10 protein-coding genes are annotated in these 15,961 nt (G+C 46.7%); 1 reads left to right on the top strand and 9 read right to left on the bottom strand.

Annotated elements, in window-relative coordinates; all coding sequences use genetic code 11:
- Window positions 1-11 precede the first annotated feature (11 nt).
- From BMZ72_RS32855 to BMZ72_RS32825, 7 genes are read right to left on the bottom strand one after another with little or no spacing between them, the layout of a single operon-like run.
- Window positions 12-1,070, bottom strand: coding sequence for a glycoside hydrolase family 2 TIM barrel-domain containing protein (locus BMZ72_RS32855; protein WP_089815197.1), 1,059 nt, complete (start codon window positions 1,068-1,070; stop codon window positions 12-14).
- Between the two features lie 48 nt (window positions 1,071-1,118).
- Window positions 1,119-2,810 carry an arylsulfatase gene (locus BMZ72_RS32850; RefSeq protein WP_089815195.1) on the bottom strand — a complete coding sequence of 564 codons (1,692 nt, stop codon included), beginning with the start codon at window positions 2,808-2,810 and terminating at the stop codon, window positions 1,119-1,121.
- Window positions 2,807-4,318, bottom strand: a complete 1,512-nt coding sequence (locus tag BMZ72_RS32845; protein WP_089815193.1) for a sulfatase-like hydrolase/transferase — start codon at window positions 4,316-4,318, stop codon at window positions 2,807-2,809. Before BMZ72_RS32845 ends, BMZ72_RS32850 begins: the two co-directional genes overlap by 4 nt.
- The gene (locus tag BMZ72_RS32840) at window positions 4,302-5,462 is read right to left on the bottom strand and encodes a hypothetical protein (RefSeq protein WP_089815191.1); all 1,161 of its coding nucleotides are present in this window, start codon (window positions 5,460-5,462) and stop codon (window positions 4,302-4,304) included. Before BMZ72_RS32840 ends, BMZ72_RS32845 begins: the two co-directional genes overlap by 17 nt.
- Before the next feature lie 2 nt (window positions 5,463-5,464).
- On the bottom strand, window positions 5,465-6,610 hold the full coding sequence (locus tag BMZ72_RS32835; RefSeq protein ID WP_089815189.1) for a family 43 glycosylhydrolase: 1,146 nt from the start codon (window positions 6,608-6,610) through the stop codon (window positions 5,465-5,467).
- A 31-nt stretch (window positions 6,611-6,641) separates the two neighbouring features.
- Entirely contained in the window at window positions 6,642-8,105 is a 1,464-nt protein-coding gene (locus BMZ72_RS32830) for a RagB/SusD family nutrient uptake outer membrane protein (RefSeq protein WP_089815648.1), read from the bottom strand.
- A gap of 10 nt (window positions 8,106-8,115) precedes the next feature.
- Complete coding sequence (locus BMZ72_RS32825) at window positions 8,116-11,193, bottom strand: SusC/RagA family TonB-linked outer membrane protein (RefSeq protein WP_089815187.1); 3,078 nt, start codon at window positions 11,191-11,193, stop codon at window positions 8,116-8,118.
- A gap of 713 nt (window positions 11,194-11,906) precedes the next feature.
- Between BMZ72_RS32825 and BMZ72_RS32820 the strand changes: the two genes are divergently transcribed.
- Window positions 11,907-14,255, top strand: a complete 2,349-nt coding sequence (locus BMZ72_RS32820) for a TonB-dependent receptor (RefSeq protein ID WP_089815185.1) — start codon at window positions 11,907-11,909, stop codon at window positions 14,253-14,255.
- Window positions 14,256-14,332: 77 nt separating this feature from the next.
- Here the strand turns inward: BMZ72_RS32820 and BMZ72_RS32815 are convergent, their stop codons facing one another.
- Window positions 14,333-15,712 (bottom strand): AMP-binding protein, encoded by a 1,380-nt coding sequence (locus BMZ72_RS32815; RefSeq protein ID WP_089815183.1) that lies wholly within the window; start codon window positions 15,710-15,712, stop codon window positions 14,333-14,335.
- Complete coding sequence (locus tag BMZ72_RS32810; RefSeq protein ID WP_089815181.1) at window positions 15,709-15,948, bottom strand: acyl carrier protein; 240 nt, start codon at window positions 15,946-15,948, stop codon at window positions 15,709-15,711. Before BMZ72_RS32810 ends, BMZ72_RS32815 begins: the two co-directional genes overlap by 4 nt.
- Window positions 15,949-15,961: the final 13 nt, after the last annotated feature.

Genomic DNA, 15,961 nt, shown 5'->3' with positions numbered 1-15,961 from the left:
CATTCACGTATTTATCTGCACAGCTTTTTGATAAAGGCTTCTTCATCTTTACTGAAAGGTGTTCCATCCTTTCTGTAGATATCATGAAACCAGAGCTGTGGTTCTTTACCATCAGGCATTGGCGTATCCCAGGCATAGATCGTATTGGTTTTACCACTTACGAATCCCCAGTTGATAGCACCTACATTTTCAGCTTTGAGTAATGGCAGGATCAGTTGAAAGAGACTGGCATTTCTCCTGGCCATATATTCCGTACAGATCAATGGTCTGTCATACTTTCTCAATGTATCAATAGTATGCTGATGATTATCAATGTACGCATAATTATGGTAAGTGATCACATCAGAATGCTCCAGCTGAAACCTGTTCAGTTCTTTGAATGCGGGCCCGTCATTCCACACACCGGCGGATATCGGTTGTGATGGTCTTACTTCACCTGCCCATTGAAATACTTTTTGCAACAGCGGCATACTTTTCCCCAGCTGTTTGTTATTACCGGGTTCATTGTAAAGGTCCCATAATAATATACGGTCATCATTTTTGAATGTAGTCAGTACATCTTTTACATATGCCTCCAATACTTTCAGGGTATCAGGATGCGTATATATCATCGTACCCGGATCTCTTACCCAACCCGAATTATGTACACCTGTTTTGGGTTCCGGCTGTTTACCCAGCCAGGCGGTATCATTCCAGCAATCATCAAAGAACACAAACAGGGTTTTGATATGGTGGCTGGAAGAGATGGTCAGATAAGTATCCAGCCTTTTCTTAAACCCGGCCTTATCGGCAGTCCATAGCAGGTGATGCAGATATACCCGCATCACATTAAATCCCAGGTTTTCTGCCCAGCCCAGTTCACGGTTGATAGTAGCTGTATCAAATGTTTCCGGCTGGAACATTTCCAGCTGATTAATGGCCGTAGATGGCTGGAAATTACTTCCTTTCAGCCATCCCTGTTTTGCATACCATTGCTTTGCCTTTTCGGCGGACCATTTACTTTGTGCGGTGGCCATGTTAGCAGAGAACAGGCTACAGGCGATCAATATGAGGACGTTTCTTATGAACATACGTGTTAGGTTTGATGGTTTATCAATCTGCAAAACAGATCTATTGGTTTACTTTTTACCCGGTTTAGGAAACACATTGTGTGTATTTGCCCATTGCCGCCATTGTGCTGACATACGGGTCACTACATCCGGATGCCGGGCAGCCAGATCGTTCAGCTCTGTTTCGTCCTGATTGATCTTATATAAATGCCAGGTGGAATCACCTGACAAAGAGACCAGCTTCCAGTCTCCTTCCCGTACATAGCGGGCGTTAAAATGTTCGTTGTACAACACATCATGTCCTGCTACTTTTTTGCCTTCGAATGCAGGCAGCAGACTAACACCAGTGGAAGGCGTAATAGCATGCCCTTTATACGTTTGCGGATAGCTGGCTTTGGCCACGTTCAGGAAGGTGGGCATAAAGTCCATAACGTGCCCCAGCTGGTCTGCAAACGCTCCTTTTGCCTTAATACCTTTTGGCCAGTAAGCGATCATCGGCGTACGTACGCCGCCTTCATAGGATTGTGCCTTTGCGTACTGATAAGGTGTATTCACCACATTGGCCCAACGCTCGCCGATGGAAGCAAAAGTAGTCTGCGGACCCGGCAACACATCTTTCTTTACCGGGTAACTGATCTCTTTTCCATCCCTGGTTTGTCCGGGGCGGTCAAAGCCCGGGCCATATCGCATACAGTTTTCAGGACTCGCGCCATTATCACTTAAGAAGATGATGATCGTGTTGTCAAGTTTGCCGGTTTCCCGCAATGTCTGAATCAGGCGGCCAATGCCCTGGTCCATACGGTCAACCATCGCTGCATGTACTGCCATCGCCCGTGCATCCCATTCCTTATCCGGGTTCTTATCCCAGCTCAGCTGATTATTCATACGGGGTGATAAAGGAGTAGTTGCAGGATCGATCAATCCCTGTGCGACCATCCTTTTATAACGGGCTTCCCGGATAGCATCCCAGCCTCCCTTGTAAGTCTGTTCGTATTTCTTTATATCTTCCGGCAATGCCTGCAATGGCCAGTGCGGAGCTGTATGTGCAACATACAGGAAGAAGGGTTTATCTTCCTTACTAAGCGCTTTCACATAACTAACAGCTGTATCGTTGATGGCATCTGTATGATAATAATCACTGGGGACGGTTTCAACCGGCGTTGTACCATTTACCAGACTAAAAGGATCAAAGTAGTCCACCACACCGAAGATATTGCCGTAATACTTTTCAAATCCTCTGTTGACAGGGTATTGTTCCACCGGTGAGAAATACGGATGTGATGCCTGGTGGTTCAGCCATTTCAGTTGTGCTGCCGGTGTGGATTGTTCAACCGTATTGGATACATGCCATTTGCCTGACATTGCCGTATGATAACCGGCATCTTTCAATACCTCTGCCAGTGTAACCGTGTTCTCCGTGATATACCCGCGATATCCGGCCTCTGGTCTTGCCGTTGTCATTTCACCGATACCTGCCTGCTGGTTATATAAACCAGTCAGCAGGGAAGCCCTGGAAGGACAGCAACGTGAAGTATTGTAGAAATGCCTGAAGCGCAGACCATTTGCTGCCAGATAATCGAGATTGGGTGTTTGTATCTCCCCACCGTAGCAGCCAAGATCAGAGTAGCCAAGATCATCCGCCAGTATCAGTACGATATTGGGTCTGTCATCTTTACTGACGGTTGTCTTGTTGTTCTTACGGCTTCCCGTACAGGAAGATAGAATGATCAATGATGATAATAATACGTTCCGCGCTTTCATAGTGTCAGTTTTTTCAATTCAGCTTTCAATGTCTTTATGATTTCCGGATGCTGGCTGGCGAGATTATGCGTCTCTCCCGGATCCTTTTGCAAATCGTATAGTTGTTCTACAGGCGCCAGTCCGGTAGCTATTTTCTTGTTTTTCATCCAGTCGGGCGTTGGTGTCGTCTGTGGAGCAATATATTTCCACCGCTTATCCCGCAGCGCAAGTGTATAAGACTCTTCCAGCAGGTATTTTCTGCCCTGTACAGACTTCCCCAGCCAGACGTCCAGCGCATTCCGGCTATCCGGTGCGGCGCCTGCCGGTAACTGTTGCCCTGTCAATGCTGCAAAAGAAGCCATCAGGTCAACCTGTGAACACAAAGCTGCTGAAACACCCGGACGTATTGTGCCTGGCCAGTAAGTAATGGTAGACATTCTTGTACCGGCTTCAAGGGCACTGTATTTTCCGCCGCTGAATATCCCCGCCGGTTTATGGCCGTTGTTCAGTTGTCCGGCCTGATCTTCGTAGCCATCATCTAATACCGGACCGTTATCACTACTGAATACGATCAGTGTATTTTTCGCAATCCCCAGTGAATCCAGTAAATGCGTAATCTCTCCTACTAACCAGTCCATCTCTGCAATCACATCTCCACGGGCGCCTAATGTAGTTGTACCGGCAAATTTCCTATTCGGTGTACGCGGCACATGTATGTTAGGAAAAGGATAATAAAGGAAAAATGGCTTGTCCTTATGCCCTGTTATGAAGTCTTTCGCCTTTCCGTTCAATACCATGGGAATCTCTTCATCTACCCATCTCGCACGTTTTCCACCGGTCATAAAACCAATCCTGCTGATGCCGTTTATAATCGTATTACTATGCTGTGTGTCCGCCCGCTGCTTCAGCAGTTGCGGGTCAGAGAGTCCGGTAGGCTCATCCCCGATCATTGCTGCATAACTCACAGCGATAGGGTCGCTGGGATCCAGATTAGGCACCCTGCCATTCTCCACAAAAACGGTAGGTACCCGATCTGTGGTAGCCGGAATGATAAAAGAATAGTCAAATCCGATCTCATTCGGACCTGGACCAATGTTATCATTCCAGTTAATGACGCCATTCCCCAAACCCAAATGCCATTTACCGATCACGGCGGTCGTATACCCCGCCTGTTGTAACATGCGTGGTAAAGTATGCGTCTCCGGTTGGATCAGCAAAGGTGCATCACCTGGCAGAATAGCTGCTTTCTTTCGGAAGGCGTAGGTACCTGTCAGTAAGGAGAGCCTGGACGGCGTACAGGTGGCCGCTGTACAATGCGCATCCGTAAACCGCAATCCCCTGCTGGCAAGACGGTCTATATTTGGCGTCTTTACGGCTGATGCGCCGTAACAACCTACATCGCCATATCCCAGATCATCTGCATACAGCAGGATGATATTCGGCTTTGACTGGGCAACGACATCCCCTCCGGATAAGCCGAATAGCCCAGCCAGCAATAGTATGATACGGTATTTATTTCTTTGCTCCATAATGCACAATATCTACAAAATCATTAAACCATAAAGGATTAGGTGTATAAGATCCATCTGCCTGCTTTTGCAGACTCTTCATCGGAAAGATCGGATTCACAAACCATATGCCGGTACCAGGCGTGACCTTTGCCGGTGCGGACTGACTGAGATAACCATAAGTAGCCAACACCACGCCATATTGCCGGAAGTACCTGTAATAGGTCTTCATAAAATGTGGTGGAAACCAGGAACGGGAAGCAAACATCTCCGCCCATTCCGCTGCACTGACCTTCTCTGTATTGGCTTTACTATACCATTCATACAACTTCATTCCGGACGGGTAATTGTATTTACTGGCAAAGGCAATACCAGCATCACTGCTCCCCAACTCATCGGATACATGCTGGTTATACAACCGGAAAAGAGAATACTCCGGAACAATAATCGGCTTATCCGGCATAATAGTACGCACAAAACGGAATGCTTTTTCCATATCAAGAGAATCACTGATATGGAGATGGATAGCCAATCCTTTGATACGGCTGTTCTCCTGTGCCAGGCGGATCAATCCTGTTACTCCTGGTTTCTCTTGCTGTTCTTTCTCAAACAACGCAGGCAATGAACCGACATACACATCCGGACGTGTCAGTTGTGTATGCTCCCGGTAATAAGGCTCCACCACTTCATTCAATAATCTTTCTGTAAATCTGACCAGGGGCACTACTCCTTCTGCATTCAGCTGCAGGTCCTGTTCCATCGTTTCCAGATTAGGCTCATTACCTAACTTGAAGATATCCACATAAGCACCCACCCGATTGAGGATAGCTGTCACTGTTGCAAAATACTTTTTCTCTTCAGGCGATCCCGGCGCCGGGATCGGTAATTTAAACTTCCTGAAGTCCCAGCGGAAACCAAAAGCCACTTTATAACCGGCCTTCTTTGCATCGATCAGTTTTTCCAAACCTGGTTCGGTAGCAGGATCTTTCTCTCCATTGATATATTGAAAAATATAAGGCGTGGTACGGATCCATTTTACCGGCGTTTTCCGCAGATAGACCAGATCAATGATCTCAGGATCATGATTGAAGTTAGCGCCTATCTCCTGGGCATGTATCGCGACAGGCAACAACATTATCAGCGCTGCGCATATTTTTCTGATCATGTTTAGTTTGATTTAAGAGCGTCATAAAATTTAGCCGCACGGTCTGTATCCGGTCTAAGTTTTCCATCTGTCCATTTTACAGGCACAAGTCCTGGTCTGCAGGTGACCGTAAACTTCGTACCCATGATCCCTCTTGGGTTGAAGAAGGTGGTTGACCACCAATAACCCTCCTGGTCTTTAAATATATTGTTATGCCCACCCTGTAAGATAGCGGCATAACGCGGACCATAAGGACCGTAAATATTGTCTGCTTCTGCCACGACCACATCATAACTGTACAGGGAGTCCTTTTTGTTCTTATCATCCCGCAGGTAAGAAAAAGTACCGTCTGCTTTTTTCACCGACCAGATGGTTTGCAGGAGCTGGTATTTCCCTGCATGCCTGGTAATAAAAACCCCTTCGATATAAGGTTCCTGTTGATACGGCGTTTCTTCCATTCTGCGGAAAGGCTCCGCCACATCACTCAGATCAGCCTTCATCCTGGCAATAAAATGATTATGACCGATCAGATAGACGGCACCATTATCATCTTCAAAAAGGCTGAGATCAATATTGGGAAAGAGGGCTTTTTGCCTGTTTCCTTTTATGTTCCTGTAAGGCCCTTCCGGTTTGCCTGAAACACTTTCCAGCACAAAAGAACCGATGCCACCATTGATACAGGCGATCAGCAGCCATTTCTTTTTACTTTTGATGTAATGCAGCTCAGGAGCCCATACGGCACGGTAGAAAGAATCAAGCCGATCCCTGTTAGGTGACATGGCGCCCGGCTCCAATGCTTTTCCTTTCTGCTGCCATGCGGCGGCGTCTTTATCAAAGCTCCAGATCCTTCCCATCGACTCCCACTGTTGCATATTTTTTGATCTCCACAGATATAGTCCGTCGTTGTAATCCCAGCAATGCACTCGTCCCGCGGGAAATACCCGGCCAGGTGTAGCTGTGGTACCGGTCATATAGTAATATCCATCTGGTCCCGTCATGACGTAGGTATCCCGCATCCATTGATCCATAACCGGCACTACGGATGCAGGTACGGTTAAAGCAGGGTCGCCTACCGGCGCCGTTGGGTTACTATATCTGGTTGTCTGTCCATAGGATATCAGTGCAGACAGGCATACAAACCATGTGATGGCAATACTTCGTTTCATCATAATGAATACTTCCTTTAGCGTATACTATTGATCAATAATCCGGGTTTTGCTTACATGCCGGATTCGCATCAATTTCCGTCTGAGGTATCGGGAACAATTTATGCTTGTCTGCAGCAGCAGTGATCCCTCTTGCTTTCGCCAGTGAAATGAATTTATCATGTCGTAACAGGTCTTCTCTTCTCAGGCCTTCACTATAAAACTCCCAGGCTCTTTCCCGCAGGATCAGGTCTCTGAGTACCTCTTTACCCGTCGCATCGGCCAGGGTCAGATTGCCGATACCCGCTCTTTTTCTCACCTGGTTGATCAGGTCCAGCGCTTCCTGTGTAGGGCCGTTCACTTCATTCAATGCCTCTGCACGACTCAGTAAGATATCCGCATACCGGATAATAGGCACGTCGTTGCCGCTATGGTTACCTACCGTGGCATTATCCCAGTATTTCAGACTTCTCACGTTGTCTGGTGTGGAGAGCAGGTTCACCCAGGCATTGGATGTATTTATATAATGACGCAGCAGCAGGATCGACCGCTGGTCATTGATGGTATCGAATGTGTTGGTAAATGAAGAACGCATTCTGTATTGTGTGGCAAAATTGGCCATAGAAGCGGTCCAGGTAAAAGCAGGCACCTGCGCAGATGTTTTGAAACCCGGCGGTAAAGCACCAGCTGAATACCAGTTACCAAAGCCCTCCTGATTACGGCAGGGATGTACCATGATCATCTCCTTGTTACCTTCATTCTCCACAGTGAACAGACTCTGATAAGTGGGGAACAACTGGTAATACCCGAAATTCATTACCTGCTGACAAGCATCCGCTGCCTTCTGCCATTGACGGGTATTGAGATAGAATTTAGCGAGCACGCTCCAGGCAGCACCTTTGTTAGCTCTTGCAAAAGCTTCTTCCTTACCAGGATCAGGCAGATCAGTAATAGCAGCCGCCAGTTCGGTCTCAATAAAAGACTTCATCTGTTCATCAGTAGCCCTTGCCAGCACGGCTTCAGAAGTACTGGATGTACGCAGTGGCACAGGACCAAACCAGATGTAGAGCAGATAGTAGCCATAAGCTCTCAGGAATCTGGCTTCTGCAGCATATCCTTTCTTACCTGCATCCGGCGCATTTACATTGCCGATATTTTCCAGTACGATGTTCGCATCGCGGATCGTGCGGTAAGTAGGCGCCCATACGTCTGCCTGCAAAGTACCCAGCGAAGCATCCCAGGTAAAATTGATCAGCTGTACCAGTGTGAGGTTCTCTGCACCACCGGTATTGTAACCAACATCAGTAGTTACTTCCGCATTGTTGATCAGGTAGCGGGTAGGTGTTGGATTTTGGATACCGGCATAAGAAGAAAACAGGACAGACCTGATCCCTTTTTCTGTTGTTAATACATTACCAGGAGCAAATTCTCCCGGAGGCGTAACATCCAGCGCTTTTTCACACGCTGTTTGAGTCAGTATAGCGACGATTATTAAAGACAGTATGATAAACTTTTGCATAAAATCATTTTTAGAATTGAACATTTAACCCGAATAAGAAACTGCGTGTCATCGGGTAAGAGCTATAGTCTATTTTCAGGATATCATCACCAATAGAATTGACAGCAGGATCAATACCTGAGTATTTGGTGATGGTAAACAGATTCTGGCCGGTCACATAAGCCTGTAGCCCTTTTATCACTTTATTATGCAAATTGAAATCGTAGCTGAGTCTTACAGATTGCAGACGCAGGTAAGAAGCATCTTCTACGGTTCTTGAATTCACGGTTTGTTGTCCCTGTGAGGTTGGATTGACGAATGAAGGATATTCATTGGTCGGATTCTCCGGTGTCCAGCGGTTCAGGTAAGGTTTCGCCAGTTTATTCCTTCTGAAGCTGATAGGGAAATAACTGTCAATAGCCGCATTGTTCAATACACTGCCTCCCTCTGATCCTTCCAGGAATACAGAGAGAGACACTCTTCTGAAACTGAAGGTATTGGTGATACCATAGGTAAAATCAGGTAATGATTTACCAAGAATGACACGGTCATCTGCATTGATCTGTTTATTATTATCCAGGTCCCTGAACTTCAGATCACCTGGTTTAACACCCGTTGGCGCATTGGAGAAATCATCATGTGTCTGCCATACGCCCAGTACGTCATATCCATAGTAGGAACCCAGGGATTCACCGGGTTTGATGATACTGGCATTGGTAATGAAGCCTGCACCTCCGGTAATGATCTGTTTCAGCGGACCGAGACTTAACACGCGGTTCTTTACTGTAGAGAGTACGGTACCGATGTTCCAGTTAAAACCTTGTTTACTGCGGAGTACATCAGCGGCAATGTGCAGGTCAATACCGGTATTTTTCATACGGCCGATATTCTGTGTTTTTACGGCAAAGCCAGTGCTCAAAGGTTGTGGCAGATCGAGCAGCAGATCGGAAGTACGTCTTTCGTAATATTCAAGGGAACCGGTCAGACGGCTATCGAAGAGTGCAAAGTCAATACCGATGTCCGCCTGTTTAGCAGCCTCCCATTTCAGGTCAGGATTGGCTACACGGGAAGGCGCCAGAGAGGTATAGCGATTTCCGCCAAATACAGCGTCTCCTCCGCCGGAGAAAGTAGTGATATAAAGATAATTGGCGATCGACTGGTTACCGATCACGCCATAGCTGAGTCTGAATTTCAGTTCATCGATAAAGCTGACACCTTTCAGGAAAGACTCTTCATGCATTTTCCAGCCCAGTGCCACAGAGGGGAAATAACCGAAACGGTTATTCACACCGAACCTGGACGATCCATCTGCCCGGAAACTGGCCGTCAGCAGATAACGGTCCTTATAACTATAGTTCACCCGTCCGAGGAAGGAAATGATCTTCGTAGATGCACGGCCGCTACCGATCTGATTCAGGGTACTGTTACCGGTACCGATGGCATTGTAGGTAAGATCGGGTAATGCATATCCACGACCGTTACCACCAAAGGAATTAGACCCGAAGTGTTCAGAGGTTGCACCTGCCACTGCACTGATAGCATGGTCCTGACCAAAGTCCTTTTTATAGTTCAGCGTCGCCTCTCCCATGTAATAGTTCACGTTACCGGTATTAATAGAGGCGATACCTCCTGTAGGAGCACCCAATATCGTAGAGGGGTCCAGCCAGGTATTGCGCTGGGTAATATTTACATCCCCGGAGCCTCTTACTTTAAGCGAAAGTCCCGGTATGAAAAAGTACTCTCCGTATATGGTACCGAAAGTCCGGAAACCATCACTATTGGCATACTGTCCGTTTGCCAGGATCAGCGGGTGATCCATGGTGGTCATAAATGGTGAACGGTTATAGTTGCCATTGGCGTCATATACCGGATAGCTCGGATCGTAGTTGATAGCCGCATATAAGGCACTGGCGTTTTCATTCACACCGATCCCGACAGAGTTGAAGTTATCCCGTATATAAGAGGTATTGAAATTGATGCCAAATGCGTACTTCTGTGCCACGCTGTTTTCCAGGTTCAATCTGGCGGTATATCTTTTTACGGAAGAATTCTGCAATACGCCTTCCTGGTTGAAATAACCTAACGAGGCATAGAACCGTGTATTATCCTTTCCGCCGGATAAAGAGAGGTCATGACTCTGCACATTGGCGGAGCGGTACAGTTCCTTTTGCCAGTCTACATTTACCGGGTCATTGGTCACCCTTTCAGAGGCGACCCCACCTCCATCATCAATAATGGCGTTTAGTACGTCTTTATATTGCTGACCGGTCAGCATCTCCAGTGAATTGGAGGCTTTCTGTACGCCATAGTAAGTGCTATAATTAACACTTAACCTGCCACTCTTTCCCTTTTTAGTGGTGATCATTACTACCCCGTTAGAACCACGGGAACCGTAAATAGCCGTAGCAGAGGCGTCTTTTAATATTTCGACAGACTCAATATCCGCCGGATTCAGACTGTTCAGCGGGTTACGTGGATTGGGCGTGGCTACGAAACCTGCGCCACTGCCTGTTACCGGAGACAGGTTATTTACCGGCATTCCGTCAATGACATATAAAGGGTCATTTCCGGCGGTTATGGAACTGGCGCCTCTGATCTTTACACTCATCGCACTGCCGGGTTCACCGCTTTTCTGATAGACCTGGACCCCGGAAGCGCGGCCCATTAATGTCTGCTCGACGTTGATGTTGGCGCCCGGTGTAAGATCTTTTGATTTCAGGGATACAACGGCGCCCGTCACATCCGATTTTTTCACTGTTCCATATCCGACAACGACCACTTCTCCCAGGTTCTCATTCTTTAATTCCAGGGTGACGTTCAGTGTACTGTTGTCCGATACAGGTACTTCCCGGGTGGTATAATCCACTAAATAGAACAATAAGACGGCTTTGTTATCCGCTACCTGGATAGAAAAGTTACCATTGGCGTCGGTGGAGGTCCTGGTATTTCCCCCTTTTAATAATACGGTTACGTTGGCCAGTGTAGTCCCTTTGTCGGCTGACGTAACCTTCCCCCTGACAGTTCGGTTCTGGGCATTCGCCAGCAACCCAAAAAATAATAGCAATTTGATCAGCAGCAAACGTGCAGCAAGCGTTGGAATTCTCTTCATTTGAAATTGGTTTTAACGGGTCTTGGCAAACCAGGGATGCAGGAATGAGTACCTGAGGCTCAGTGGTGGAATTGCCCCTCAGTGTTCCTGATGTATTTAAATATTGCGGCCGTAAGGTGGGTGGGCCAGATAAGAAATGATGCCGCAGGAGCATACGATCGCCCTGCCGGCGTTTTTGAAAAACGTAACGTACTCTTCATGATGGAATTTATATTGGCTGCTATAAAGTACCGATCAATCAGTCGTCAAGACTGTAAGTTTTGTAGCAAAAAATGAGAATTATGTAGTGATGGAGACGAAGACAAAAAAACCATCTGTTTGATTTACAACGTCTTACATTCTTCGGTATTGCTAAAGCGTGTCTTAACAGATCTTCCAAAAACAGGTGACGCTTTTCTGATCTGTGTAAATATTTATGCCTGAATCAGCTAATATGACTGCCGGCATCATTGCCGGTATTTTCTTCGATGTATCCCCTTATTACACCGCTATTACGCCGTTACTTCTTCGCTCATGAGCGGATAGATAACGGCGTAATAGCGGCGTAGTAAGGGTTTAATCGAAGAAACAGGCCGGAAATACGGAGAAATATTGACCCCTGGCCTGTACCTGCCATCGGTAATTTTTCCGTTTTGCGTAAATTCTTTTCCCGATTGTTAAAGGACTAATACCGCTGACTGCGCCAATTTTGCGGAAATTACACCCATCACACCATGAGGCAATTTCTACAGATTTTCCTCTTTTTGTTACCTTTCTACTGTTTGGCATCTGTGAATGAAGAGAATGATTTTGGTACCATTAAAGGCAAAATAACAACCAACGACAACCGCCCTGCATCCGCGGTAACTATTATGATAAGAGGTGCAAAGAAGACAACACTTACAAATGAGGATGGTACATTTACCATCGCGCATGTTCCCGCCGGCAGCCATCAGCTGGAGGTATCCCTGGTGGGCTATGCCCCTATACAGGAGGAAGTAAGTGTGGAAAAAGGAAAAGTGACAGAGGTTGCGCTGCAATTGCAGGTATCCAGTACACAGTTGAAGGAAATCTCCATCACCTCCAACCAGAATAAATTCAGCCGCAGGGAAAGCGAGCAGATCGCCCGCCTTCCTATTAAAAATCTGGAAAACCCACAGGCATACCAGGTAGCGGGTAAAGAACTGATTGAAGAACAGGTCATTACCGAAAGAACTGATCTCTACCGTAATATCCCTGGCGCAGTACCCAATTTCGCTGCCGGTGGTTCCCAGGGTCTGACCATCCGTGGTTTTGCAAATGCTACAGGTATGCGTAACGGTATGGTTACCAGCGCTATCGTCCCATTAAACCCGATCATTCTGGAAAGAGTGGAAGTGATCAAAGGCCCATCCGGTACTTTGTTTGGCAGTAACCGTAATACCACCTTTGGCGGTGTATTTAATTATGTCACCAAAAGACCTTACGATGCCTTCGGTGGTGAGATCAGCCTTACAGGCGGTAGTTTCCAGTTCGGCCGTATAACCGCCGATATCAACGCTCCCCTTAATAAGGAAAAGACCCTCCTGTTCCGCCTGAACGCAGGCGCCCAGACAGAAGGTTCCTTCCAGGACCAGGGTTATGCGAAAAACTATACGATTGCACCGACCATTACCTATCAGCTGACCGACCGTCTGAAACTGACGCTGGACGTTGAGCTGACAAGGGCTTCCTATACCACTACTTCCTTTGGTATAGACTCCATGAGCAAAGTGACCGCCCGTAATTTTAAAGACCTCCCGATCGGCTACAAACGCTCTTATATTAATAATAGCGTAGATGTATCGAACGGCATCAATAACATCCAGGCACAGGCAGAATACAAGATCTCTGATAGCTGGACATCCCAGACCAACTACCTGTATTCCGAAGGCTTTTACAAACACCTGTTATGGACGACCCTGTCACTGGTAAGTGATTCCATGATGAACCGTACTGTCAGGAACCAGACACCGGAGACATTTGGTAACATCCAGCTGCAACAGAACTTTATCGGTGATTTCTACATCGGTTCCTTCCGGAACAGGGTGGTTATCGGCCTGGACTACAACTATAACTACAATCAGCTCTACCGCGCCACTGTATCATATGATAAGGTAAATATCAACAATCCGTTGCCGGATATCAGTGCGGAGAAGATCAATGCCCTGGCTTACCAGAAAGGATTTGTCGGTACTACTTCCAAGGCGTACAACTACAGTGCTTATATTTCAGATGTATTTAATATCACGCCTTCCCTGATGGCGATGCTGAGTTTACGTGCGGACCGTTTCACGACGGATGGGACCTATGCGATCGCCACCGGTAAATACACCGGAGAGTATAGCCAGAATTCCCTGTCTCCTAAATTCGGATTGGTATACCAGGTCGTAAAAGAGAAAGTATCCATTTTCGGTAACTATATGAATGGGTTCGTGAACCTGGGACCTGTAACACAGCCGGACAACACCATTCTTACCCTGAAGCCGCAATATGGCAATCAGTGGGAAGGTGGTGTAAAGGTGGACTTAATCGAGGGTAAACTGAGTGGAAGCGCCAGCTATTATGATATTGCTGTAACAAACTCCACCCGTACAGAGGTACAGGATGGTAAGACCTTCACCCGTCAGGACGGTACACAACACAGCAAGGGATACGAAGCCGATATCACCACCAGTCCTGTACAGGGCCTGAATATCGTAGCCGGTTACGCACATAACGAAAACAAGTATACCAATGCCACCCCTGCCCTGCAAGGCAAATATGTGACTGCCAGTCCTAAAGATGTAGCCAACATCTGGATCAGCTATCACCTGACACGCGGTAAGGCAAAAGGTCTTGGTTTTGGCGCAGGTGCTAACTATATCGCCGACTCCTGGTTTGAGGCTACCAATACCTTTGTGCTGCCAGGCTATACGCTTGTCAATGCCACTGTGTATTATGATCAGCCTAAATTCAGATTGTCTGTGAAAGCCAATAACCTGCTGAACCAGGAATACTGGAATCCGGTAGGTACACCACAAAAACAACTGAACTTCCTCGGTAGCATCTCGGTGCGATTCTAAGCTGTCTGATTAAGATAAAAGAGAAAGGGTGTCCGCCAACAGATGGCGAACACCCTTTCTCTTTTTATGAGCAGTGATCAATGCTGTACCTGCGGAATATCCTGTTTTTGTAAAGCCGTATAGTCTAACTTCCCATTGGGCGTCAATGGAAAATCTTCAACCAGCTGTGCTTTAAAGGCTGTCGGATGCAATCCCAGCTTTTTAGACAGCAATGATCTTATATAACTTTCCTCCAGTCCTGTGATCCGGTGAAACACCAGCAGGTGTTTATCCTCAACTCCGATACAGGCAAACGTTTCTCCCTGTATTTCCTGCTTTAAAATGCTTTCCACTTCATCGAGGTTGATACGGGTGCCAAACAACTTTACAAATCGTTTTAAACGGCCTGTAATGTAATAATACCCATCCTCATCACAGGTAGCCACATCACCGGTATGTAACACCGGTAAACGCTCAAAATTCGTCAGATCGGCTGCGGTTGTTGCATAACCACCAAATACATTCGGTCCGCTATATAATAGCTCATGGGTATCAGGCGCCAGTGTGAACTGACCTCCCCTGATGGGCTTACCAATGGAGCCGTTTTTAGTCAGCAGGTCTTGCGGTGGCATATAAGCCATACGGGCAGTCGCCTCCGTCTGACCATACATCACGAAGAACTGTTTGTTCCTGTCAGCCAGGTATTCACCAAAGGCTTTGATCAGTGTTCCATTCAGTTTTCCACCGGCCTGTGTCATGTATCGTAATGAAGGATATTCTTTACGATTAAACCCGATCCGGTGCAACATCTCATAGACATAAGGTACACCAGCCACAGAGGTATAGCCATAACGCTCCATGTCCTCCCAGAATTCCTTCTGTATCACATCCCGGTTACCACATACGATCTGTCCGCCGGCAATGCTGTTCGTCGTAAAAACAGATAATCCGTATGAATAGAATACCGGCAGGTTCAGGGGGGTAACATCGTTGCTGTTAATGGGCAGATAGTCAAGAATGGACAGGGCATTCTGCTCCAGATTATCCTCTGACAACTTTACAAATTTAGGCGAACCCGTAGTGCCGGAGGTACTCAGCAACACCTTAATATCGGGATGTATTACATTCCGGATACCTTTCCTGTTACAGAAAAGCATATTATCCTGTAAGTCCCGGTCGGGTATCTCGGTCCTGGTTACATCATAAATGTAATAAGGCTCATATACTTCCTCCAGCCGCTGCTTATAATCCAGGTGTAACTTCGGACTTAACAGCGCCAGGGTTAATCTGCTATTCAGACATTGTAATAACAGCTTGACAGATGCGATGGAATTATCCAGGTACAGAAAAGCCAGTGCAGGTCTTTCTGTAATATCCCAGACGTCTTTCATCAGATCCGGCAGCGTATAACTGTCCCCTGTAACTGCATCGAGATACCGGAGACTTTTATTCTGTGCGATCAATCCGTATAAACTCATATCTCTATGTTATGCTTTCTAAGGGTTTCCTTTACTTGTTCCACGCTGCTCATTTCCAGTACTTCTTCCGTATCAATGGTGATGCCGAAAGCAGCTTCCAGTTCGGTAATGAGATAGATATGTGATACAGAGTCCCATTCCGGGATACTCTGATAACTAAGATCATCTGTTACCTGTTCTGCGGGTATAGATAATGCAGCTGCGATAATATCGTGTAGTGTTTGAGTTGTGTTCATGAGACAAAATTTT

The organism is Chitinophaga sp. YR627 (assembly GCF_900114995.1).
In the GTDB taxonomy this organism is placed as follows: domain Bacteria; phylum Bacteroidota; class Bacteroidia; order Chitinophagales; family Chitinophagaceae; genus Chitinophaga.
The sequence above is the reverse complement of the archived record's forward strand: the minus strand, read 5'-3'. Positions and strand labels throughout refer to the sequence as shown.

Coding starts and splice junctions, on each gene's coding strand:
- BMZ72_RS32840 (WP_089815191.1), bottom strand. CDS start 5,462: ATGATCAGAAAAATATGCGCAGCGCTGATAATGTTGTTGCCTGTCGCG.
- BMZ72_RS32825 (WP_089815187.1), bottom strand. CDS start 11,193: ATGAAGAGAATTCCAACGCTTGCTGCACGTTTGCTGCTGATCAAATTG.
- BMZ72_RS32820 (WP_089815185.1), top strand. CDS start 11,907: ATGAGGCAATTTCTACAGATTTTCCTCTTTTTGTTACCTTTCTACTGT.
- BMZ72_RS32855 (WP_089815197.1), bottom strand. CDS start 1,070: ATGTTCATAAGAAACGTCCTCATATTGATCGCCTGTAGCCTGTTCTCT.
- BMZ72_RS32845 (WP_089815193.1), bottom strand. CDS start 4,318: ATGGAGCAAAGAAATAAATACCGTATCATACTATTGCTGGCTGGGCTA.
- BMZ72_RS32810 (WP_089815181.1), bottom strand. CDS start 15,948: ATGAACACAACTCAAACACTACACGATATTATCGCAGCTGCATTATCT.
- BMZ72_RS32850 (WP_089815195.1), bottom strand. CDS start 2,810: ATGAAAGCGCGGAACGTATTATTATCATCATTGATCATTCTATCTTCC.
- BMZ72_RS32835 (WP_089815189.1), bottom strand. CDS start 6,610: ATGATGAAACGAAGTATTGCCATCACATGGTTTGTATGCCTGTCTGCA.
- BMZ72_RS32815 (WP_089815183.1), bottom strand. CDS start 15,712: ATGAGTTTATACGGATTGATCGCACAGAATAAAAGTCTCCGGTATCTC.
- BMZ72_RS32830 (WP_089815648.1), bottom strand. CDS start 8,105: ATGCAAAAGTTTATCATACTGTCTTTAATAATCGTCGCTATACTGACT.